Annotated in this window: 17 protein-coding genes and 1 tRNA gene; 15 read left to right on the forward strand and 3 right to left on the reverse strand. The window is 58.0% G+C overall.

From position 1 onward, the window contains the following. Positions 1-216: 216 nt before the first annotated feature. The 10 genes from ACEW8Q_RS00785 to ACEW8Q_RS00830 all read left to right on the forward strand — a co-directional run bounded on the left by ACEW8Q_RS00785 (position 217) and on the right by ACEW8Q_RS00830 (position 11,789). Positions 217-293: transfer RNA gene (locus ACEW8Q_RS00785), tRNA-Met, on the forward strand. Between the two features lie 358 nt (positions 294-651). Beyond that, positions 652-1,656 carry a substrate-binding domain-containing protein gene (locus tag ACEW8Q_RS00790; RefSeq protein ID WP_373502161.1) on the forward strand — a complete coding sequence of 335 codons (1,005 nt, stop codon included), beginning with the start codon at positions 652-654 and terminating at the stop codon, positions 1,654-1,656. 58 nt (positions 1,657-1,714) lie between these two features. Then, positions 1,715-3,223 (forward strand): sugar ABC transporter ATP-binding protein, encoded by a 1,509-nt coding sequence (locus ACEW8Q_RS00795; RefSeq protein ID WP_373502145.1) that lies wholly within the window; start codon positions 1,715-1,717, stop codon positions 3,221-3,223. Between the two features lie 16 nt (positions 3,224-3,239). After that, positions 3,240-4,205: an ABC transporter permease gene (locus tag ACEW8Q_RS00800; RefSeq protein WP_373502146.1), complete on the forward strand. Its 966-nt coding sequence runs from the start codon at positions 3,240-3,242 to the stop codon at positions 4,203-4,205. 9 nt (positions 4,206-4,214) lie between these two features. Continuing rightward, a complete protein-coding gene (locus tag ACEW8Q_RS00805; protein ID WP_373502147.1) occupies positions 4,215-5,186 on the forward strand; it encodes a sugar-binding transcriptional regulator in 972 nt (323 codons plus the stop codon). Beyond that, positions 5,183-6,175: an aldo/keto reductase gene (locus tag ACEW8Q_RS00810; protein WP_373502148.1), complete on the forward strand. Its 993-nt coding sequence runs from the start codon at positions 5,183-5,185 to the stop codon at positions 6,173-6,175. Before ACEW8Q_RS00805 ends, ACEW8Q_RS00810 begins: the two co-directional genes overlap by 4 nt. A 52-nt stretch (positions 6,176-6,227) precedes the next feature. Beyond that, positions 6,228-7,913 carry a glycerol-3-phosphate dehydrogenase/oxidase gene (locus ACEW8Q_RS00815; protein ID WP_373502149.1) on the forward strand — a complete coding sequence of 562 codons (1,686 nt, stop codon included), beginning with the start codon at positions 6,228-6,230 and terminating at the stop codon, positions 7,911-7,913. Continuing rightward, the gene (locus ACEW8Q_RS00820) at positions 7,855-8,697 is read left to right on the forward strand and encodes a class I fructose-bisphosphate aldolase (protein ID WP_373502150.1); all 843 of its coding nucleotides are present in this window, start codon (positions 7,855-7,857) and stop codon (positions 8,695-8,697) included. Before ACEW8Q_RS00815 ends, ACEW8Q_RS00820 begins: the two co-directional genes overlap by 59 nt. After that, positions 8,660-10,186 carry an FGGY-family carbohydrate kinase gene (locus ACEW8Q_RS00825; RefSeq protein ID WP_373502151.1) on the forward strand — a complete coding sequence of 509 codons (1,527 nt, stop codon included), beginning with the start codon at positions 8,660-8,662 and terminating at the stop codon, positions 10,184-10,186. The genes ACEW8Q_RS00820 and ACEW8Q_RS00825 overlap by 38 nt, the downstream gene beginning before the upstream one ends. Before the next feature lies 1 nt (position 10,187). After that, a complete protein-coding gene (locus tag ACEW8Q_RS00830) occupies positions 10,188-11,789 on the forward strand; it encodes a GMC family oxidoreductase (protein WP_373502152.1) in 1,602 nt (533 codons plus the stop codon). A gap of 12 nt (positions 11,790-11,801) precedes the next feature. On the opposite strand, the gene ACEW8Q_RS00835 is transcribed toward ACEW8Q_RS00830, so the two are convergent. Together ACEW8Q_RS00835 and ACEW8Q_RS00840 are read right to left on the reverse strand one after the other, a co-directional pair. Continuing rightward, complete coding sequence (locus ACEW8Q_RS00835; RefSeq protein WP_373502153.1) at positions 11,802-12,773, reverse strand: NAD-dependent epimerase/dehydratase family protein; 972 nt, start codon at positions 12,771-12,773, stop codon at positions 11,802-11,804. Beyond that, a complete protein-coding gene (locus tag ACEW8Q_RS00840; RefSeq protein WP_373502154.1) occupies positions 12,770-14,002 on the reverse strand; it encodes a LacI family DNA-binding transcriptional regulator in 1,233 nt (410 codons plus the stop codon). Before ACEW8Q_RS00840 ends, ACEW8Q_RS00835 begins: the two co-directional genes overlap by 4 nt. Positions 14,003-14,069: 67 nt before the next feature. On the opposite strand from ACEW8Q_RS00840, the gene ACEW8Q_RS00845 reads away from it, so the two are divergent. From ACEW8Q_RS00845 to ACEW8Q_RS00855, 3 genes are all read left to right on the forward strand, one after another. Further along, positions 14,070-15,017, forward strand: coding sequence for a sugar-binding protein (locus tag ACEW8Q_RS00845; RefSeq protein WP_373502155.1), 948 nt, complete (start codon positions 14,070-14,072; stop codon positions 15,015-15,017). Between the two features lie 90 nt (positions 15,018-15,107). Then, the gene (locus ACEW8Q_RS00850) at positions 15,108-16,625 is read left to right on the forward strand and encodes a sugar ABC transporter ATP-binding protein (RefSeq protein ID WP_373502156.1); all 1,518 of its coding nucleotides are present in this window, start codon (positions 15,108-15,110) and stop codon (positions 16,623-16,625) included. Beyond that, on the forward strand, positions 16,625-17,602 hold the full coding sequence (locus ACEW8Q_RS00855; protein ID WP_373502157.1) for an ABC transporter permease: 978 nt from the start codon (positions 16,625-16,627) through the stop codon (positions 17,600-17,602). The genes ACEW8Q_RS00850 and ACEW8Q_RS00855 overlap by 1 nt, the downstream gene beginning before the upstream one ends. A 12-nt stretch (positions 17,603-17,614) precedes the next feature. On the opposite strand, the gene ACEW8Q_RS00860 is transcribed toward ACEW8Q_RS00855, so the two are convergent. Next, positions 17,615-18,634, reverse strand: a complete 1,020-nt coding sequence (locus tag ACEW8Q_RS00860; RefSeq protein WP_373502158.1) for a Gfo/Idh/MocA family protein — start codon at positions 18,632-18,634, stop codon at positions 17,615-17,617. A 213-nt stretch (positions 18,635-18,847) separates the two neighbouring features. On the opposite strand from ACEW8Q_RS00860, the gene ACEW8Q_RS00865 reads away from it, so the two are divergent. Both ACEW8Q_RS00865 and ACEW8Q_RS00870 read left to right on the forward strand, forming a co-directional pair. Next, positions 18,848-19,870, forward strand: a complete 1,023-nt coding sequence (locus tag ACEW8Q_RS00865; protein ID WP_373502159.1) for a sterol desaturase family protein — start codon at positions 18,848-18,850, stop codon at positions 19,868-19,870. A 954-nt stretch (positions 19,871-20,824) separates the two neighbouring features. After that, the coding region (locus ACEW8Q_RS00870) for a helix-turn-helix domain-containing protein (protein WP_373502160.1) at positions 20,825-21,013 on the forward strand (189 nt) is incomplete at its 3' end.

Below are 21,013 nucleotides of genomic sequence, written 5' to 3' on the forward strand. Positions count from 1 at the left end.
CCAATCCTCAAGGCCGCACTTCAAAACCATCGGACCGAGCAGCCAGCCTCCCATGCAGTTGACCGCTTGGCCGATGCTGCATAAGGTTCAACCAGCGACGCCAGCCTTGGCATTTTCAACAGAGTACGGGACATCCCCGTCATGCAGCCTTCAAGATTTCCGACATTAGGGGTTCACAAACCCCATTCGTGTTGCTACATACCGCTCGCGCATTAACGCGGGATGGAGCAGCCCGGTAGCTCGTCAGGCTCATAACCTGAAGGTCGTCAGTTCAAATCTGGCTCCCGCAACCAAAAAAGGCCCGTGATCTCAAGTGGATCACGGGCCTTTTTCCTTTTGGGCGGCGGGGCGGTTTGCACCAGCTTTGGAGTACTTCCAGAATCCCGCCGAAGTTGGCGGCGCCGCTTTCGGACTTTTTAAGTATGTGGCCTTCGTCTCGTAGTCTCTAACCCGATGAGGCCCGCCGTCTTGGCATCCAGAGGAACGGCTGTGACACTCTGAAAGAAATTTCATTGACTAGGATATGTTTCATTCCGATTGACAAGAAACCAGGAACTTCTAATCTCCTCATCGCAACAAATATCCTGTTGTGAAATAAATTGCGGCCAACCTCATCGGAAACGGCTGCTCATCAGGGAGGAACTCATGAAGTTGAAACAGCGGTTGTCGCTCATTGCCCTCGCACTATCAGCCTGCATCGGCGTCTCCGGCCCGGCTGTGGCCGAAGGCAAATTCGCCTGCGAACCGGGTGAGACCTACGTCATGAACGTGATGGTATCCGGCCATCCTTACTGGGTGCCGGTGTTCCAGGGGTTCAAGCAGGCAGCCGAAGCGCTGGGCTGCACGGCAGTCTTCTCAGGTACGCCCGACTATGACATTGCCAAGCAGATTGCCTCGTTCGAGCAGGATCTGGTGAAGAAGCCTGCCGGCATCCTCCTTCACCCTATGCAATCTGATCCATTCATCGATCCCATCAATGCTGCAATTGCTGCGGGCGTCTCAGTCACCACCTTCGCCGCAGACAGTCCGAGATCGAAGCGCACCGCCTACGTCACCTCCGACAACTTGGCGGAAGCGAAGTTCGCCGCCGAAGAAATCGTCAAGGTGGTAGGCGACAAGGCGGAATATGCCGTGCTGGAAAACCCCGGTCAGTCCAACCACGACCTCCGGGTGACTGCCTTCATCGCTTACATGGAAAAGAACTATCCGAACATGAAACTGGTCGGCCGTCAGGCCTCCAACCAGGACTCAAATGCAGCCTACCAGGCGGTAACGACCATGCTGCAGGCCAATCCGAATCTTGCCGCGCTCTGGATTCCAGAAGCTGGTTCTGCTGAAGGTGCTGTGGCAGCGGTGAAGGAATCGGGCAAGAAGGTGATCATCATGCATGCCGACGTGACACCCACAACTCTTGCCGAGATTAAGGCCGGAAACATCCACATGGCGCTGAATCCCAACCAGGGCGTGCAGGGTTTCCTCGGTTTCATGAACACCTTCCTTGGTGCGCATGCCGGTCTGATCGATCCCTTCAACGACTACAAGGTTTCGGGCTTCAACCCGATGCAGTTCCCCTACATGGACAACGGCTTTGCCGTGATCACCAAGGACAATGCCGACAGCTTTGAACTTGCCAAGTACATGGAAGGCCGCAACTGACATGCCTGTGGCCCGCCCCGCAATCCGCCTGGCGGGCCAACTCCTCAAAGGACGCGAGATGACCGACACCGTTCTGGGAATTCGAAACGTCACCCGCAGCTTTGGTCCGGTCCGTGCGCTGCGTGGCATCAACTTCGATCTCAAGCGCGGGGAAATACATGCGGTAGCGGGTGAAAACGGCGCCGGCAAATCGACCCTCATGAATATCATCGACGGTATACTTCAGCCTGACAGCGGTGAAATCCTCATCGACGGCAAGCCGGTGCGCATATCCTCGCCAGCAGAAGCCCAGCGGCTTGGCATCGGCTTCGTCCATCAGGAAATTGCTCTGTGTCCGGATGTTTCGGTGGCCGAGAACATCTTTATGGCCGCCACCAATCGAAGCCGTGCATTCCTGATGGATGCCGCAGGACTCCATGCCAAGGCGCGAGACGTGCTCGCCCAGCTTTCCGACATCGATCCCGGAATTCTTGTGCGCGATTTGTCAATTTCCAACCAGCAACTCGTCGAAATCGCCAAGGCGCTGACGCTTGACTGCCGTATCCTGATTCTGGACGAACCGACCGCCGCACTCACGGAACGCGAAGCCCAGTTGCTGTTTGGCATCATGCGCAAGCTGGCATCGCAGGGGATTGCCATCATTTATATCTCTCACCGCATGGTCGAGATCTTTGAGAACTGCGACCGGGTAACGGTATTCCGGGACGGCCAGTACATTCGAACGGACAAGGTGTCCGAAACGACACCGGACGAGATTGTCAATGCGATGGTGGGGCGAAAGATTGAGAGCCTCTATCCGCCAAAGCTGCAAGCGCCGGCCGGCGCAGCCATCCTTCAGGTCGAGGGATTGACCGACCGGCGCTTTCAAGGCGTCACGTTCGAGCTTCGGTCAGGGGAGATCCTCGGCGTGGCAGGTTTGATCGGTGCTGGACGCTCAGAGATCATGCGCGGCATCTGCCGGTTGGAAGGCAAGGCCAGTGGGCAGGTTCGACTGTATGGAAGGGTGCTCAGTCTTCAATGTTATACAGACGCCATTGTGGAGGGCATCGTCTATCTCTCGGAAGACCGCAAAGGTGATGGCCTCTTCCTCGATCTGCCAATCGCCGCGAATGTGTCCGCACTTAATCTCGGGCAAGTGGCCCGTGCCTTTGGTCTGATCGACAAGGGCGCTGAAACGCGGCTGGCCGAGGGGCTTGGAAAGAAGCTGGGCCTGAAGGCATCGGGTGTGGGGCAGAAAGTGTCTGCCCTCTCCGGCGGCAATCAGCAGAAAGTGGCACTGGCCAAGCTTCTGGCGATCAAGCCCAGGGTGATTTTCCTGGATGAACCCACCCGCGGAGTTGATGTTGGCGCGAAGGCCGAGATACACAGGATCCTTCGTGACCTGGCATCGGAGGGTGTTGGCATTCTGGTAATCTCCTCCGAACTGCCGGAACTGATCGGAATCAGCGACCGGGTGATTGTGATTGCCGATGGCCGCATCACTGGTGAACTGCCGGCCGAAAAGCTGAGCGAACAGGCGATCATGCAACTGGCCTCCAACAAGGGCTGGCAGAAGCAAAGTGCTTGAGGGGAACGTGATCGGCATGACAACCAAAAGCCAGGGTACCATGTCTGGACTCTTCAGGGCCCGCGAGGCCGGTCTCATCCTGATCATTGCCGCAATCTTTGTGGTGATGTCTTTTGCTTCTCCTTATTTTCTCACACCCGAGAATCTCCTCTCGATGGTGAAGTCCTTTTCCGTCGAGGCGATCGTTGTAATCGGCATGACCATCCTCCTGATCTCGGGAGGGATCGATCTTTCAGTCGGCTCGGTGACAGCACTCGCAATGGTGATCGCGGGAAGCCTTTTCCTCGCGGGATTGGATCCCTGGTCAGCCTCAATCATTGCCATCATTGCATGTGGCGCCATTGGCGCGATCATGGGTATAATGGTCACGTGGATCGGCCTCCATCATTTCATTGTCTCACTTGGCGTGATGGTGATCGCGCGCGGCCTTTGCATGCTGGGCACGGGAGGCCGGCCCCTGGGGCTATTCACCTTGCCGCCTGAGTTCAAATGGATCGGCACAGGCTCCGTCGGGCCCATTCCAGTTGTGATCCTGATCTTCCTGGCCTTTGTCCTCGTCTTCGATTTTCTGCTGCGCCGGACCACGGCCTTTCGCAAGGTCGTCTACACCGGCTCCAACCCGAAGGCCGCTGCCTATTCGGGGGTGCGCACCAAGAAGGTGATCTTCCTGACGACAGTGCTGACTTCAACGCTCTGCGGCATTGCCGGGGTGATCTACATGGCCCGTTTCGGTTCGGCCCAGCCAACATTCGGTATCGGCATGGAACTGAATGTCATCGCTGCTGCCGTCATTGGAGGCGCATCTCTGTCTGGAGGATCAGGGACCATACTCGGAGCAATTCTGGGAGCGTTGTTGCTGGCGGTTGTCTCCTCTTCGCTTACGCTTCTCGATGTTTCGGTCTATTGGCAGGATATCATCCGTGGCTCGATTCTGCTTACGGCCGTCACTTTCGATCACTACTTGGTCAAGCGCAGGGGATAGTCCGCCAACATGGACGAGATTGAAGATTTCGACACACTGCGGCAGATGCACACCGTCCTGGTGCTGCATTTCATGGAGGGTGAAAAGCAGGCGGACATCGCAGAGCGGCTGAACCTTTCAAAATCGAAAGTGAACCGCATGATTGCGGAAGGCCGAAAGTCGGGGATGGTCAAGATAAACATCGAAACCCCTTTCCAGCGCCTCCTGACAATAGAAAAGACGTTAGTTGACAATGGCCAACTGAAGGACGCAGTCGTTGCACCCACTATAGCCGGAAATCCGGAATTAACACTCCGGCAGGTGAGTATTGTTGCCGGAAATCACTTTCTGGAAGGCCTGAAGGACGGTGATATCATTGCCATTACGGGCGGTAAGGCCGTCTCGGAAGTGGTCGAAAACCTGAAGCCCGAGAGGAGTTTCGACGTTAAGGTGGTGCCGTTGACCGGCGGCGTCCAAGGGAAGTTTTTCACGGATGTGAACAATCTCGTATCGAAGCTGGCCGAGAAGCTGGGGGCCGAGGCTCTGGTTGTGCATGCCCCGTTGTTTGCGGAAAGCCGCGAGCAGCGGGACATGCTGATGGATATGGCGTCGATCAGGAAAGTCTTCGATCTGTCGCGGCGGGCCACTGTGGCGCTGGTTGGCATCGGTTCGATTTTTTCGACTGGGTCATCCTATTATGATCTGCATCCAAATGCTCAAGACCTGCGCGAGCTACTCGTCGAGAGTGGCGTCGCAGCGGAGTTCATGGCGCATTTGATCCGGGAGGATGGCGCGCTGGCAGATCTTCCCTTGAACCGCCTTCTCGTTGCAATCGAGCCCGGTGAGATCGCGCGCTGTCCGCGCATCATTGGGGTTGCTGCGGGCGATAGCAAGGTCCGCCCCATTTTGGCTGCCCTGAATGGTGGCTTCATCACATCGCTGGTGACGGATGAGGTTACTGCTCAAGCCGTTCTGAATTTGCGCAAGGGAGTAGAGCAATGAGTCAAATGTTGATGCGTGAGATTGGTCGCTCGGGAATTTCGGCTTCGGCGGTGGGTCTCGGAACATGGGCCATTGGCGGCTGGATGTGGGGAGGAACAGATGAACGGGCTGCCGTGGCCGCGATTCAGGCCTCGATTGATGAGGGCGTGACGCTGATCGACACGGCGCCCGCTTACGGCATGGGCCGCTCGGAAGAAATCGTGGGCCAGGCCATCAAGGGGCGCCGTGACAAGGTCGTGTTGGCAACCAAATGCGGACTTGTCTGGCATGTGCAGAAGGGCAACTATTTCTTTTCGCAGCAGGACAAGCCCGTTCACCGCTATCTTGGCCGGGAGTCGATCCGTCACGAGGTCGAGGAAAGCCTGCGCCGGCTGGGCACGGACTATATCGATCACTACATCACCCATTGGCAGGACCCGACCACGCCCATTGCAGAGACGATGGCGGCGCTTGAGGAACTGAAGGCAGAGGGCAAGATACGCTCCGTCGGCATTTCGAACTGCTCGCTCAAGGATGTGCAGGACTATTCCGCCGCCGGACAACTGGATGCCGTTCAAGAAGAATATTCGATGGTCAAGCGCGGCGTGGAGCAGGACATACTTCCGTTCTGCCGCAGGAACGCGATCACCTTGCTATCCTATTCCTCTCTCGCGCTCGGGCTGCTGTCGGGAAAGATCGGACCTGACCGAAAATTTTCGGGTGACGATCATCGCAAGGACAATCCGCGCTTTTCGATGGAGAACCGCAGCAAGGTCGCTGCTTTCATGGATGTCGTGCGTCCAATCGCTGAAGGTCATGGTGCAAGTGCCGCGCAGGCCGTCATCGCCTGGACGCTAGCCCAGCCAGGCATAACCGTAGCACTTTGCGGCGCGCGCAACCCGGAACAGGCGCGGGAGAATGCCGGCGCTGGGCGCATCCAGCTGTCTCCCACTGAACTCGCAACCATTGACACGGCCATATCCCAGCACCTGAGCAAGCTCGACGCCTGAACCACCCCCCAGCCGCATTGAACCACCGCAGAAGGCTGCCATCGGAAGAAACATGACTGATCCCCGTCCCAATGACATTGCCAAGATCCGCCAGAACGGATCATTCGACGTCATTGTCGTCGGCGGTGGAATCAACGGCATCGGCACGTTCCGCGATCTCGCGCTACAGGGGCTGCGCGTGCTTTTGGTCGAGCGCGATGACTTCTGCTCCGGATGCTCGGCCGCACCTTCCAGGATGATACATGGGGGCTTACGCTATCTGGAGAACGGCGAGTTCAATCTCGTGCGTGAAAGCTTGTTCGAGCGGGACGCGCTTCTGAAAAACGCGCCGCATATGGTATTTCCGCTGCCAACAGCCGTTCCAGTGAACTCCGTGTTTTCCGGCCTCCTCAACGCATCGATGAGCTTCTTAGGCATGAAGGGCCGCCCCCGGCCCCGGGGTATCTTACCCATCAAGCTGGGGCTTTCGCTCTACGATATCCTGACGCGCAACCGTCGCGCACTGCCGCCCCACCGGGTGTTCAAGGGCGTTGAGGCGCGGGCGCTCTGGCCTGCGCTTTCGCCAGATGTGCGCTTCACCGCTGTCTATCACGACGCGTGGATCAGCCATCCGGAGCGGCTGGCGGTCGAACTGGTTCTCGATGCCGAGGCCGACAACAATGAGGCGATAGCGCTCAATTACGCAACAATTGCGAAGGCCGGAAACGGCTTTGCCGTCACTGACGAGGAGAAGGGCGAGGTTTTGCCGGTTTCAGCGCGGGCACTCGTCAACGCGACCGGGGCTTGGCTCGACGAGACCGTGGAAAGTCTCGGTGCTACGGCTAGGGGGAAGCTCGTTTCTGGCACGAAGGGCTCGCATTTGATTCTCGATAACCCAGCCCTGATGGATGCGCTCCGTGGCCACATGATCTATTTTGAGAACTCCGATGGGCGCGTCTGCATCGTTTTTCCCTATCTGGGCAAGGTACTGGCGGGCGCAACCGATATCCGCGTCAAAGGTCCCTCACGGGTGCGCTGCGAGGATGACGAGCGTGACTACATTCTCAGATCCCTGCAACTGATCTTTCCCCGCCTGCCTGTGTCCGCCGGGGATATCGTCTACAGCTATTCCGGAATCCGGCCTTTGCCGGAAGCCGACGTGGAGTTTACCGGGCGCATTTCCCGCGAGCATTTCACGAGGAGGCTTGACGGACCGGTGCCGCAGTTCTGCATGGTGGGTGGAAAGTGGACAACGTTCCGTGCCTTCGCCGAACAGACGGCCGATTTGATACTGGCTGAACTCGGCATTCCGCGCCGCGCAAGCACGCGTGATCTGGCGATCGGCGGCGGAAAGGGCGAGCAGCCCAGAATACACGACCGGCGCGCATCGCTCTATGGCAGCCGCGCGGCTGAGGTCACTTACGACTCAAAACCGATTGGCGGAAGCGAACTCACGGCAGGTGAAGTGCGCTTCATGATCACGCACGAAAAGGCGCGAAAGCTTGGCGACGTTCTACAGCGCCGGCAACCATTGGCGATCACCGGCGCGTTGAACGGGCAGGTTATCAGCGCAACGGCGCGCGTGATGGCCGATGTTCTGGGATGGGATAACGCGCGCATAAAAAGCGAAGTCGAAAGCCTCGTTTCGGATCTCGTTCTCTATCACGGGGTGAAGCCCGAAAAACTCAAGGGAGTAGACGATGAAGATCAGCCCGAAGGCGCGCATGAATCGCTTGTTCACCAACGGAGGGTGCCTTGATGTCGCCATCGACCATGGCGTTTGCAACGAGCCTTCCTTCATGGTGGGCTTGGAGGACATGCCGCGCGTCGTCGATTCACTGATCAGGGCGAAGCCTGACGCGATCCAGATGGCCTATGGGCAGGCAGACCTGCTGCAATCGCGGCCGGAGAAGGACAAGCCTGCGCTCGTCATGCGGCTCGACATGGGAAACCCCTATAACGCCACCCGGCACCGTACGATGTGGTCCATGCTGCAGAATGCGGACGAGCCGATCATCGGTGCGCTGGAAATGGATGCGGCCTGCGTGGTCGTCAACCTCTTCATGCTGCCGGACGAGCCCGAAATGTTCCGCCAGTGCGTCGAAAACATCAGCCGCGTTCGCGCCGACTGTCACCGCTACGGCATGCCGTTGATGATCGAGCCGCTCGTCATGCTTTCGAATGAAATCCGCGGCGGTTACCAGGTCGACGGTGACGCGGACAAGATCGTGACACTGGTACGTCTGGCGGCCGAGATGGGCGCTGACATCATCAAGGCCGATCCGACCGCGAATCCGGAAGATTTTCACCGCGTCGTCGAGGCAGCGCGTGTGCCCGTACTGGTGCGCGGCGGTGGGAAGGAAGACCTGAAGACCGTGCTGATGAAATCCGCCGCCCTGATGGCCCATGGTGCGAAAGGCATGGTCTATGGCCGCAACATCTACCAGCACGCAAACCCCGGAGCCGTCGTGCGGGCGCTGATGTCCATGATCCACGACGGCGCTGATGGCGAAGCCGCATGGCAAGTCTACAACCGTGGTTAGCTATCTGCTGGGCCTCGATGCCGGGAATACGGTAATAAAGGCCGTCCTGTTCGACACCGCCGGCCGTCAGGTGGGATTTCATGCGCTTGATGGCGCCACCCACAAACCGGCAGCCGGCATGGTGGAACGCTCGGTATCGGAACTCTGGCAGAATGCGAGGGCCGCAATTCACGGCTGTCTTCAGGCTGCGGGCATCGCCACCGCCGACATCAGGGCAGTGGGCTGCGCGGGCCATGGGAACGGGCTTTATTTACTCGATCAATCGGGAACAGCGCTGGTGGGAATCCAGTCGATCGATTCCCGCGGGGCCGCACTGTCTCAAGAACTCGATGCAGCCAATGGCGCCCGCATCCACGCGATCTCCCTGCAGCGGCCGTGGCCAGCGCAGACGCCTGTTCTCCTTGCCTGGCTGAAGCGCCACATGCCGGATGTCTATGCGAGGGCAGGCACGCTGCTGTTTGCCAAGGATGTATTGACCTGGCAATTGACGGGCGTCCGCGTCACTGAGATTTCCGACATGACGGGTGCCGGGCTCATGCGCCTGCCAGAAGCCCAGTATGACGAAATTCTTCTGGCGCTCTACGGGCTGGAGGATGCCATGCCGCTCTTGCCTCCGGCCATCGAGCCCGCGGCAATTGCAGGACATGTGACGGCGGAGGCCGCCCGGCTTACGGGGCTTTGCGAAGGAACCCCGGTGATCGGCGGTTACTTCGATGTGGTGTCATCCGCACTCGGGTCGGGCACTGTGCGGCATGGAGAGGCGTCGATTGTCGTCGGCAGCTGGTCGATCAACCAGGTGTTTGCGCCAGAACCGGCAATCGACCAACGCATCTTCATGGTGTCGAAGTTCGGCCACGGTCGCTTCCTGAACATGGATAATTCGGCCACCTCGGCTGCAAACCTCGAGTGGTATGTCAGAGAGTTCATCGAACGTGGCGGCCACCACGATGATCCGTTCGGAGCTGTTAATGCCGCGGTTGGGAGCATCAAGCCAGCTTCCGATGATCCGCTTTTCCATCCATTCCTCTATGGTGGCCGAATGGGTGCTCACCAGCGCGGCGGCTTCTTTGGTATTGCCGGCTGGCATGGTGAAGGGCATCTGCTGCGCGCGATTTTCGAAGGCGTGATGTTCGAGCACCGCCGGCATGTCGAAGTGCTGGCCGATGCAGGCCTCAGCTTTGATCGGGTAGCTCTGTCCGGGGGCGGGGCCCGCTCCGAGCTTTGGCCGCAGATGTTCGCTGATGGACTGGGGCGTCAGGTAACAGTTGCTGAAGCCCAGGAAACGGGGGCTTTGGGCGCCGCCATCGGTGCAGCACTGGCGCTCGGATCTTATGATGACTATGAGTCGGCTGTTACCGCCATGACGCATTCCAGGGCCCGCTTCCAGCCGGACCCCATGATGCAGGCGCACTATGATCGCCGTTATGCGATCTGGACCAGGCTCACGGAAGCGATGGATCCAATCTGGCGAGAGATGGCTGAGCACTAGGATGACCGGCACCGGAAATTACGACTTCATCATCATCGGGGCGGGAACGGCGGGGTGTGTGCTGGCAAACCGCCTGACGGCAGATATCAAGACGCGCGTGCTTCTGCTTGAGGCGGGGGGAAGCGACAATTACCACTGGGTGCATATTCCCATTGGTTATCTCTATTGCATCGGAAACCCGCGGACCGACTGGATGATGAATACGGCCAGCGAACCGGGGTTGAATGGCCGCTCACTGGTCTATCCGCGCGGCAAGGTTCTGGGTGGCTGCACGTCCGTCAACGGCATGATTTACATGCGGGGGCAGGCGGCGGATTATGACAACTGGGGGCAACTCGGCAATGCAGGCTGGAGCTGGGACGATGTGCTGCCCTACTTCAGGAAGTCCGAGGCGCATCACGGTGGCGAGACCGGTATGCATGGTGCCAGTGGCGAATGGCGTGTTGCTCGCCAGCGGTTGACCTGGGATATTCTCAAGGCCGTGCAGGAGGGCGCACGTGAGTTCGGTATCGAACCACGGGCCGACTTCAATGATGGCAACAACGAAGGCTCAGGCTTCTTCGAGGTCAACCAGTCCGGCGGCGTGCGCTGGAACGCGGCCAAGGCCTTCTTGCGTCCGGCACTAAAGCGAAGTCAGATTCATCTCATCACTCACGCCCATGTGGCTGGCTTAATTACTGAAGGCCGCCGGGTTGTGGGTGTCCGCTGGCTGAAAGACAACGTCGCATCTGAAGCGCGCGCGACACGCGAAGTGCTGCTGGCGGCGGGAGCTATCAATTCGCCGAAGATTCTCGAGCAGTCCGGAATTGGCCAGCCTGGGCGCCTGCGCGATCTTGGCATCGCGCCGGTGCACGATTTACCAGGCGTGGGCGAAAATCTGCAGGATCATCTTCAGATTCGAACTGTCTACAAGGTGCAGGGCGCCAAGACGCTCAACGATATGGCGCGCCATCCGTGGGGCAAGGCTGCGATTGCGCTCCAATATCTGCTGAACAGAACCGGCCCCATGTCGATGGCGCCAAGCCAGTTCGGCATGTTTACCCGTTCGGGGCTGGAAATGGATTCGCCCGATCTCGAGTATCATGTGCAACCCCTGTCAACGAACCGGCTGGGTGAACCGTTGCATCCTTTCCCGGCGATCACCGTGTCGGTCTGCAATTTGCGCCCGACTTCCGTTGGACATGTCCATGCGGCTTCACCGGATATCTATGCCCAGCCGGAGATCAGGCTCAATTATCTCTCGACCGAGCGCGACCGGCGCGTTGCAGTGACCTCCATTCGTCAGGCGCGAGCGATCATGAAGGCGAAAGCGCTGGAGAAATATCGTCCGCAGGAGTGGCTGCCCGGCCCCGGCTTCGATACCGACGAGGCGTTGCTGGCAAAGGCCGGCGATATCGCGACGACAATCTTCCATCCGGTCGGAACCTGCAAGATGGGGACTGATGACAAGGCTGTGGTTGGTTCGGACCTGAAGGTTCATGGAATGGGCGGATTGCGTGTGGTCGATGCGTCGATTATGCCGCGCATCGTTTCCGGCAACACGGCAAGCCCGGTGATCATGATTGCCGAAAAGGCGGCCGACATGATTCGATCAGATAAGTAGCGATCAAAAAGCTTAGCCTGGATAATAGATGACCCGTGGATCGTTGCCGGGGCGCTGATAGTTCCATGCGCGCTCGACAAGTTCCTTGAGATCGACTTGCGGCCGCCAGCCAAGATCCTGCTTCGCAGCGCTGTTGTCCATCCAGTTGGAATGGTAGGAACTGGGAATATCCACACTCGCGAGATGCCGGGTCTTGTGTAGATAGGCTGCGACTTCGCCATAGTCGACGGGTTCGTTCATGCAGATGTTGTAGGTGCGCCCGCGCGTGACCGGGTGATCCAGGGCCATGACGATTGCTGAAACGAGATCGTCCGAATGGACGAAGTTGCGCTTCAGCGGACGGCCATGTGCATCGCGCAGCAGGGGAACGGTCCCATCCCTGCTGTAGCGCTCCGCATCGGTGGCGGGCACCATGTCCTTCCAGCGTGGCCCGCCGAAAACGTCGTCGCCAAACGAGAGTGTGAACTTAAAGTCATCTCTTTCCATGATCCACGGCGCGCGGAGGCAACAGGCGTTGATCCCGTACTGGATCACGAACTGGCTCATCATGACTTCTTCAAGCACCTTCGACAGCGCATAACAGCCGGGATAGGCCATGTGCGGCGTGCTCTCGGTGATCGGGCGTCCGTGATCGTAGAAGAAATGACCGACCGCGGCATCGCCGCCGATGAGAATGAATTGCTGCGCAGTGCTGGACTGGCGGAATTCCTCCAGCAACCAGAACAGACCTTTCACCGTAACGTCCATCACGTCGTCAGGCGTTTCCTTGCAGGTTGCGAGATGAACCACGTGGCTCACGCCCTCCATTGCCTTCCTGACGCACTCGCGATCCGCAATCGTTCCCTTCACGCTCTCGATACCGTCGATCTCGCGACTGTGACACAGGGCACGAAGCGAAGTGCTATCGAAGCGGCCAGTCGACGTCAGTTCAAAAATCAGGCGGCGGCCAACTTTTCCAGTTGCCCCCGTGATCAGGATCTTCATCGTGTCGCTCCCTCTGTCTGGATTTTATTCCGCGTTACGGATTGGCGCAAAACCATCGGACATTCGACTTTAAGCTGGGGAGACGATTTGCGCGGTGACCCGATCTGCTCAAGCAGCAGTTCCACGGCAAGCCCGCCCATTTCGTAGTGCGGTAGCAGCACCGTGCTCAACGGCGGATGCAGGAACTGCGCAATCTCCCGGTCATCATAACCCACGACGCTCACATCGTCCGGAACCCTGAGGCTCAGAAATCGGAGGGCCTCGTAGCAGCCCAGTGCCATCATGTCGTTGCTGCAGAAAATTGCTGTAGGGGGCAGCGGAAGCTTCATCAGTTCGATGGTCTGATCATATCCGGCCGAGGGTTCCCAATTGCCGGGCCTGACGAGCACTTCGTCAAACGCGATGTCGGCGGCGGCAAGCGCCTGCCGGTAGCCCTTGAGACGATCCTGCGATGCATCCATCCATGATTCGCCCTGGATGATGGCAATCCGGCGGTGCCCCTCGTCAATCAGATGCCGAGTGGCCGCACGTCCGCCAACGACTTCTCCCGGGACCACCGAGGGAACGTCCGGTTTTGCCAGATAACAATTCAACAAAACAATTGGCCTCTGCAGCAACGGCGCTGGCGGCGTGACAAGGCGGGTCTGGATGGCGCCATAGATCAGCCCGACCGGGTTGTGCTTCGACAAGGTCCGCTCCGCCGCAACTTCTGCCTCGGCATTGCCATTGGTGACGACTGTCACGATTTCGACGCCCCGGCTGATCGACTCATCACGCGCACCTTCGAGAGCCAGCGCCATCCATGGATCTGTCGAAAGTTCGTCGACGATCAGCCCGATGATCGGCCGATCCCTTTCCGTCCTGGCGGTAGCGTCACGAAAGCGGTGAACGTAGCCCAGTGCATTGGCCGCCTCGCGAACGCGGCGAATGGTCTCTCCTGAGACGCGGTCCTCGGCGATGCCGTTGAGTACGAGGGAAACCGTCGTCTGCGAGACACCTGATTTCGCCGCCACATCCATCATGGTCGGTCTGCGGGGCTTGTTCATCAAAAACTCCAGTAAGGATCGGCGTACTGACTGCGGAGGCGGCAAATTGATCCATGTACGATGGCCTTGACCTCTCCAATAGCAGCACTCCCTATCACCTTTTTTCCCGACAAATGGTGTCATCAAAAAATGATAGACGCCTTTCAAAACTTCTTGACTAATATTACTAATGATCACTAGCATGGCAAGGGGGCGGTTCCGGCGAGTGCAGCCCTCATAACAACGACAATTCACCTCTGGGAGGACCTCCATGAAACTGCGAACGATTTCAGCCATAGCTGCCTGTCTTGTGCTTTCCGCTTCACCTGCACTGACTCAAGAGAAGAAACAGCTGGCGTTCATCGTCAATGCGGCCTCAGACTTCTGGAAGCTTGCCGAAGCCGGGGTGAAGAAGGCTCAAGCCGAGCTTCCGAACTATGAGCTGCAGTTCAAGTATCCGGCTCAGGGCACGGCAGCACTTCAGAATGCTCTCATGGACGATCTTGTAGCCGCCGGCACCGATGCCATCATGATCTCGTCGGTTGATCCCAAGACCTCGATTGACGCATTCAACAGGATTGCCGCACAAGTTCCGTTGTTCACGACCGACAGCGACGCCCCTGCAAGCAACCGTATTGCCTATCTCGGCTCCTCGAACACCGACGCTGGCGTTCAAGCCGGGGAGATTGCCCTCAAGGCGCTGCCAAGCGGCGGCAAATGCATGGGCTTTGTTGGCTTCCTGGATGCCGATAATGCCAAGGAGCGGATCGCCGGGTTTAAGCAGGCTGTCGAAGGAAAGGGTATCGAACTCGTCGATACACGTGGCGACGATGTCGACTTTGCCCGTGCCCGCAGCAATGTTGACGATGTGCTGGCTGCCAACCCGGACATCAACTGCATGGTTGGGTTCTACTCCTACAATCCGCCCAAGATCTATGAAGCCCTCCAGGCAGCCGGCAAGCTGGGCCAGATCACGGTCATCGCCTTTGACGAAGATCCCATCACCTTGGGCGCGGTGCGCGAAGGCAGCTTCGCGGGCACCGTGGTTCAGCAGCCGTTCGAATGGGGCTATCAGGGCATGAAGCTCATGGCCAAGTACCTTGAAGGCGACAAGTCCGGCATTCCGGAGAACAAGCTGATCATCGTTCCCACCAAGGTGCTCGACAAGTCGAATGTCGATCAGTTCGAAGCGGACCTCAAAGCGGCACTCGGCAAGTAGGGTCATTGCGTTGTGGCTGGCGTTGCTCCCTGGCGCCAGCCGCTTCATTCTGCGACTGTATTGGCCAACTGGCTAAGCTAGGCTTCATGTATGGCCTCTGCATTCCTGGAACTTGACGGCATCAGCAAACGCTTTGGTCCGGTCTCGGCGCTGGAGAACGTTTCGCTCCACGTCGCGCATGGTGAAGTTGTCGGCTTGCTCGGCGAAAATGGCGCCGGCAAATCCACCCTCATGAAGATCCTCGGCGGGGTTCACCAGCCAAGCAGTGGATCGCTCTCGATCGATGGCAAGAAAACTATTTTCGCTTCACCTCGGCAATCCATGGGAGCCGGCATCGCTTTCGTGCATCAGGAGTTGAATTCCTTCGGCAACCTGGATGTGGCGGCGAACATACTGATTGGGCGTGAACCGCGCAAAGGCCCTGGCAAGTTTTTTGTAGATCGGGCCGAAAGCCATCGGATCGTCCAACCGCTTCTGGAAAGGCTCCGGGCAGATTTCTCGCCATCAACCCTCGTCGGCAATCTGTCGATCGCCCAGCGCCAGCTTCTTGAAATTGCGAGGGCGCTTTCTCTCAACGCCCGCATCGTCATCATGGACGAGCCGACATCGAGCCTGACGTTAAGCGAATCCAAGCGGCTTCTTGAAATCGTCCGCGAACTCCGGCGGGACGGCGTCAGCGTCATCTTCATCACCCACCGCCTGAACGAGATTGTCGAGATCGCAGATCGCGTAATCGTGCTGCGTGATGGAAAACTGGCTGGCACCCTGGGCCCATCCGAGATCTCGGCACCGGCGATGATCGATCTCATGATTGGAAGGTCGTTGCAGAATCTCTACGCGCCGCCGAGTCATGCAACTGGCGAGGCGGGCCTCGAAATCCGCCATCTGCGCACCTCCGCCTACCCCGATGCGAAAGTCAGTCTTACCGTCCGGAAAGGCGAGATCCTCGGGTTGGCAGGATTGATCGGGGCCGGCCGCAGCGAAACGGCCCGAGCTATTTTCGGCGTCGATCCGATCCTGTCGGGTGAAATCCTGATAAATGGCGTTTCCGTGCAGATTACCTCGCCGAGGCAGGCGATGACTCAAGGAGTCGCGTTGGTTCCCGAGGACCGCAAGCAATCCGGTCTATTGTTGAATGAAACCATTATTGAAAACATCGGTCTGGCAAACTGGAAGTCGTTCTCAAAACATGCCATGATCAAGGCACACGCTCTCCGTGACTATGCCAGCGTGCAGATTGCATCCTTCGATATTCATGCGAGTGGCCCGGACGCAAGGCTGAACGAGCTCTCCGGTGGAAACCAGCAGAAGGTCGTTCTGGCGAAATGGCTGCCGCGTAAGCCCCGGGTATTGATCTGTGATGAGCCGACGCGCGGCGTCGATGTCGGCGCCCGCCACGATATCTACGACAAGCTGCGAGCGGCGTCCGATGGCGGTGCTGCCGTGCTGCTGATCTCCAGCGATATGGAAGAGGTCCTAGGCGTCAGCGACCGCATCGCAGTGATGCACGAAGGCCGCATCAGCGGTATTCTCGAACGCCATCAGTTCTCGGAGCAGAATGTATTGAAACTCGCCGTTGGCCGGCAGGGAAGAAAGGACGACATTTGATGAATGCCTATAAGAAGGATGTCGGCCTATTGGTGCTGATTCTCGTGGTAGGAGCGACAGTAGCCGCCATCAACCCACTGTTTCTGTCACCGATCAATCTGGCCAATACGGCGAATCTCATTGGACTATTCGGTATCTTCGCCATAGGGCAGGCCATCGTCATCATCACAGGTGGTATCGATCTGTCAGTGGGGTCATTGATCGCCTTGCTCGGCGTTCTGTTTGTTGATCTGCTGGCGAACCTTGGTCTGCCATGGCCGCTTGTCCTCCTGCTGATACCGGCGCTCGGCGTGGTATTTGGCCTGGTGCATGGCTTGCTGATCGTCAAATTGAAGATCCAGCCATTCATCGCCACACTGTGCGGACTTCTCATCTACCGAGGCGTCGCACGTTCATACACTGCAGATGCGACGGCCGGTTTCGGTTTTGGTCAATCTTTTCCAGCCGTCGAATGGCTGACCGTCGGCCGTTCAATGGGTGTGCCCCATTCGTTTTTCGCGCTCGTGGTGATCGGCATCGTCATGTGGATCGTGCTCCACAGGTCGGTCTTCGGTCGCTACCTCTATGCAGTCGGAAAGAATGAGGAAGCTGCGCGCTACTCAGGTGTCAACACTGATGCGGTTGTAATTTCCGCTTACGCAATCTGCGGACTGCTGACAGCCATCTCGGCAATATTCTTTGCCATGTATACCCGTTCGATCTCACCATCATCACATGGCAACTTTTATGAACTTTATGCCATCGCTGCCGCCGTGCTGGGGGGATTTTCATTGCGAGGCGGGGAGGGCTCTATCATCGGTGTCATTCTGGGAGCCGTGCTGCTGCAAGTGCTGCAGAATCTTGTGAACTTGCTTGGCATTCCCAGCTCGCTCAATTTTGCCGTGATGGGCGCAGTTATTTTGGCTGGTGTCTTGATCGACAGCCAGTTGCCCCGATTGCGCTCCGCTTTCGCACTGACAGCGAAAGCGAAGGGATGATTGCACGATTGCTCAGGGGGCAATCTTCACGTCACCGCCCTCGCGAATGGACAGCGCCCATGCATCGAGAACCCTGGCGTTGTTGATGGACTCCTGCGGCGAGAGCGGCATTGGCGTTCCGTTCAAGACGGCATCTCCGAACGCTTCGACGATCAATTGGTAATGATCGTTCGCCGGCATCAGCTCTTCCGTCCGTCGGCCATTCTTGTCAACCGTGACAATCAGTGCTTCCGGCGCGAAGCTGCCGAGGCCCAGCACGAGTGCGCGTGGAACCTCGATCATGCCATGCCGCCCAATGACGCTGTAGTGTCCAAGTCCTGTCGTCTCGAAGGAGCAGCTCACCACTCCCATCCGTCCGACTGGGAATTCGAGAACCGCGCCATCGGCAACATCGACACCAAAGCGGCTATCCATCTTCTGCCAGCCCCGGATGGACATAGGCTCGGCCTGCATGATCATGCGGGAGGCGCTGACAACATAGCAGCCCATGTCGAGGAGAACGCCGCCGCCCAGTTCAGGGATAAAGCGAACGTTTTTGGGATCCGGCGGACTCATCATGTTGTTGGAGAGATGCGCGCGAACCTCAAGAACCTCACCGATGACACCTGAATCGATGATTTCGCGGACACGAGCATGCTGAGGGTGGAAGCGGTACATGAAGCTTTCCATGAGAGGAACCCCGGCACGTTCGAATGCCGCGAACATGGCCGTCACTTCCGCGGCATTGAGCCCCAACGGCTTTTCACACAGCACAGGCTTGCGTGCCTCTGCCGCTTTCATCGCCCATTCGAGGTGCATCGAGTTCGGTAGCGGGATGTAAATTGCATCGACGCCAGGATCCGAGAGCAACTCCTCATATCCCATGATCCTGACGCCGGCTTCCTCACCATGACGGCGGCGTGCTTCCGCCGGATCACGGCTTGCCGTCGCAACGATCTGGCCATTTCGCGATTTCCGGATCCCCGGCATGATGGCGTCGCGGGCAATCCACGACATGCCGCCGAGCACGCCCCACCTGAGCTTCTTATCCATGAATGTTTCCTCCCGCTTTTCGCTTCTGTGTTCTGCGTGCCATATGTCGCGATCATACTGCCCCTCTGTCATTTGCAAGGCAATCGGACAGGACGGCAGGTGGGCCATGCTGGAAACCGGTCTTGCCCCGCGATTCAGTTTCGCTTACGAATTTCATCGGCCGCAGCAATCTGCATCTGGGCGCGTGGCGATGGGTTGAATGGGGGTTCCGCGATGGAAACGAGATTCGACGGCAAGCGAGACAAGAGGGGTGACTGGACGCCTCCCGATCCCCTTCGATATGCTCCGATCCTCGAGTGGCCGCCACGCCCTCTGGCCTTCCTGAAGTGGGTATTCGGATATCCCGGCTTCTTCCTGCCCTGGGGCCTGTTCTACATGGCCGTCCCGGCGCTCACATGGCTCTATCTGACGCCGTCACTGGAGACGATGAAGACCTTCGCGCCCGGCTGGATCGCATTCATCACGCTGCGCAATCTTGTCCTGATCATGCTGTGGACAGGGATCTGGCACGTCTGGTTCTATGTCAAGCAGGCCCAGGGCACGGACTGGAAGCACTCGTCCCGCTGGCTTGCCCGCAACAACCGGTTGTTCCTGTTCCGCGATCAGACGCTGGACAATGTGTTCTGGACAGTATGCGGCGCGGTACCGGTTTGGTCGGCCTACGAAGTGCTCACCATGTGGATGTATGCCAATGGTTACATCCCGTATGTTTCGATCGAGGAACACCCCGTCTATTTCGTGGTGCTGATGTGCCTCGTGCCCTTGATCAGGGACATCCACTACTACACCGTTCATCGCATCAGCCACTGGGGTCCCATCTACAGGTGGATTCACTATGTGCATCATAACAATGTCAATGTCGGTCCGTTTTCGGGGCTGTCGATGCATCCGGTGGAAAATCTCTGGTATTGGTCCGGCATCATGATCCACTGGATCATCCCATCTCACCCCATTCACGCCCTGTTCCACCTGCACCACGCCGCGCTGACGCCGGCGCCCAGCCATTCAGGCTTTGAGTGTGTTGTGTTCACTGATGGCGTTGGCGTGAAGACGGGCGATTTCTTCCACTATCTTCACCACAAATACTTCGAGTGCAATTATGGAGGAGACGGTGTGCTTCCCCTGGACCGCTGGTTCGGCACCTTTCATGATGGAACTGATGAAGCGAGGAAGAAGATGAACGAGAGATTTCTTGCTCGTGCAGCGCAGAAGGCGGCTTCCGAAAGTGAATTATGAGAGTATTGTGCGCTGAAATGGCGAGATGAAGTCGATGTTGAGGGAAGTGCTGAGCGGATATGCTGCCTTTTCAACTTTCGCTATGGCTGAGCCAAATTGGCAAGCGGGCACAATCAAATAGCGTGATGACTTCACAGCGCTGGTGGACGGATCTAATGCTTGGTGCCCACGCTTGACAGCGGCGATGATCTTGTCAGGGTCTGCATTCCAGGTGAAGGGTTTCGGCTTTGCATCGTGTTCGATGACGAAGCGCTCGTGCCGGCCAAGTCAGGCGTGGACCTTCAGGTGCTTATGGGGATGTAGCTGAATGCATCCACTACACCAGCTACACCGCATAGCACGTCGGATCTACTCTGGCAAATTCCCCTGCCACAGTGCGGACGTGAGCTTATCCGTCCTGTTCGCATGAACGTGGGGCAGCGATCACAAGCATCAACGCTGCCGGGCCGCTTGCGGCGCGACCGATCGATTTTCGCACGTCGCATGGAGGGCTCAATCATACCGGCGATTTGCGCGACGACACGATCCTGAAGATCGAAATATCCTCTACTGGCCCCTCGAAACTATCGGGCCAAACATGAGCCTCGGTGGAGCCCTCAATGAGATGGCAGTTTACCTTGAGGCGGTCAACGGTTCTGCGGACGCTGCCATCAAGCATAGTCGGCCGCCGTTATGTAACTGCGCATGAAAGATACTCATCCAGAATGTTTTCGAGTCCTGGGAACGCTCTCTGCGCCCGATAGCAGCCAGTTTGGATGTAGCTCGAAGACCCTAGCAGAGTTTTGAATTGGGCTGGCGTTCGATAAGCAATCACGTCGCCCCCACATCATTAGAGCCACTCTCGGGCCCCGTTAGCAGGAGCCATCGCTCTGCAACGCCTCGCTAGTGGATTGAGCGGGACGCAGGAGTCCGAATTGGGATTCCGTTCGGGCTTTCTCTGTGCGAGTCATACTGATGCGCACAGGAATATCTTTCACGGTCTCACGCGACGATCGATGTCGGCTTGAGGCGGTCATTTCGCACCCGTCCTCGCGGCAGAAGCATGTCTGGCGCTGTCGTATCGTTCTTTTGAGCGCCGATGGAGCCGGAACAACATCGATCATGGCCGCCACAGGCAAGTCCAAGACCTGCGTCTGGCGCTGG

Origin of the sequence: Aestuariivirga sp. (genome assembly GCF_041738905.1) — a bacterium.
Lineage (GTDB): Bacteria > Pseudomonadota > Alphaproteobacteria > Rhizobiales > Aestuariivirgaceae > Aestuariivirga.

Excerpts from the sequence above, each read along its gene's own strand:
- ACEW8Q_RS00795 (WP_373502145.1), top strand. The coding sequence starts at position 1,715 with ATGACCGACACCGTTCTGGGAATTCGAAACGTCACCCGCAGCTTTGGT.
- ACEW8Q_RS00800 (WP_373502146.1), top strand. The coding sequence starts at position 3,240 with ATGACAACCAAAAGCCAGGGTACCATGTCTGGACTCTTCAGGGCCCGC.
- ACEW8Q_RS00805 (WP_373502147.1), top strand. The coding sequence starts at position 4,215 with ATGGACGAGATTGAAGATTTCGACACACTGCGGCAGATGCACACCGTC.
- ACEW8Q_RS00810 (WP_373502148.1), top strand. The coding sequence starts at position 5,183 with ATGAGTCAAATGTTGATGCGTGAGATTGGTCGCTCGGGAATTTCGGCT.
- ACEW8Q_RS00815 (WP_373502149.1), top strand. The coding sequence starts at position 6,228 with ATGACTGATCCCCGTCCCAATGACATTGCCAAGATCCGCCAGAACGGA.
- ACEW8Q_RS00820 (WP_373502150.1), top strand. The coding sequence starts at position 7,855 with ATGAAGATCAGCCCGAAGGCGCGCATGAATCGCTTGTTCACCAACGGA.
- ACEW8Q_RS00825 (WP_373502151.1), top strand. The coding sequence starts at position 8,660 with ATGGCGAAGCCGCATGGCAAGTCTACAACCGTGGTTAGCTATCTGCTG.
- ACEW8Q_RS00830 (WP_373502152.1), top strand. The coding sequence starts at position 10,188 with ATGACCGGCACCGGAAATTACGACTTCATCATCATCGGGGCGGGAACG.
- ACEW8Q_RS00835 (WP_373502153.1), bottom strand. The coding sequence starts at position 12,773 with ATGAAGATCCTGATCACGGGGGCAACTGGAAAAGTTGGCCGCCGCCTG.
- ACEW8Q_RS00840 (WP_373502154.1), bottom strand. The coding sequence starts at position 14,002 with ATGCTAGTGATCATTAGTAATATTAGTCAAGAAGTTTTGAAAGGCGTC.
- ACEW8Q_RS00845 (WP_373502155.1), top strand. The coding sequence starts at position 14,070 with ATGAAACTGCGAACGATTTCAGCCATAGCTGCCTGTCTTGTGCTTTCC.
- ACEW8Q_RS00850 (WP_373502156.1), top strand. The coding sequence starts at position 15,108 with ATGGCCTCTGCATTCCTGGAACTTGACGGCATCAGCAAACGCTTTGGT.
- ACEW8Q_RS00855 (WP_373502157.1), top strand. The coding sequence starts at position 16,625 with ATGAATGCCTATAAGAAGGATGTCGGCCTATTGGTGCTGATTCTCGTG.
- ACEW8Q_RS00860 (WP_373502158.1), bottom strand. The coding sequence starts at position 18,634 with ATGGATAAGAAGCTCAGGTGGGGCGTGCTCGGCGGCATGTCGTGGATT.
- ACEW8Q_RS00865 (WP_373502159.1), top strand. The coding sequence starts at position 18,848 with ATGGAAACGAGATTCGACGGCAAGCGAGACAAGAGGGGTGACTGGACG.